The organism is Tsukamurella sputi (assembly GCF_007858445.1).
GTDB classification, from domain to species: domain Bacteria; phylum Actinomycetota; class Actinomycetes; order Mycobacteriales; family Mycobacteriaceae; genus Tsukamurella; species Tsukamurella sputi.
The window spans coordinates 1-663 of the sequence record NZ_VIGV01000063.1; the positions used below are offsets into that span (position 1 = coordinate 1).

Genomic DNA, 663 nt, shown 5'->3' on the forward strand with positions numbered 1-663 from the left:
CGTGGGGGTGGTGATCTTCCAATGCATCCTTCGCACCGAGATTGCCTGGCCTGTACCGCTTCTCGCGTTCATCGTGCTCGTCGCCGTCGGCGCCGACTACAACATGCTGTTGATCTCCAGGCTGCGTGAGGAATCCCACCGCAGCATTCGCATCGGAGTCCTACGAACCGTCACCAACACCGGCTCCGTCATCACCTCCGCCGGCCTCATCTTCGCGGCAAGCATGTTCGGACTGATGGTCGGCTCGATCGCCATCATGACCCAGGTCGGCCTCATCATCGGTGTCGGACTACTCCTCGACACCTTCGTCGTCCGAACGATCGTCGTACCCGCAATCGCCACCCTGGCCGGACCAGCGAGCTGGTGGCCAGGCAAACACGGGTGACCCGAATCCACTGCGCCCGCATGACGACGAAACATAACGGTCGGCACGCGGCCCGTCGGCCCCACACCCAGCTCGCTATCTGATAACGCACACCGTAAGATCGACAGATTAAATAACTGGATGACGGTCGCAGGACTTGGTCGTAAGACCGCGGGCGTGTGCTTCGCGCCAGGCGGCGGCGAGGTTGTCGGCGCGGCTGTGCCAGGTCATCTCGCCGAGGTACTCGGCGTGCTTCCTCGTCGCATCGGTCCACCGCAGCTCCGCGTACAGGCGCCGGT

1 protein-coding gene is annotated in these 663 nt (G+C 63.2%); it reads left to right on the top strand.

Translation table 11 applies throughout. The features are described 5' to 3' along the window. On the top strand, nucleotides 1–385 hold a 385-nt coding region (locus tag FK268_RS23165; RefSeq protein ID WP_146437805.1), incomplete at its 5' end, for an MMPL family transporter. Nucleotides 386–663 lie beyond the last annotated feature (278 nt).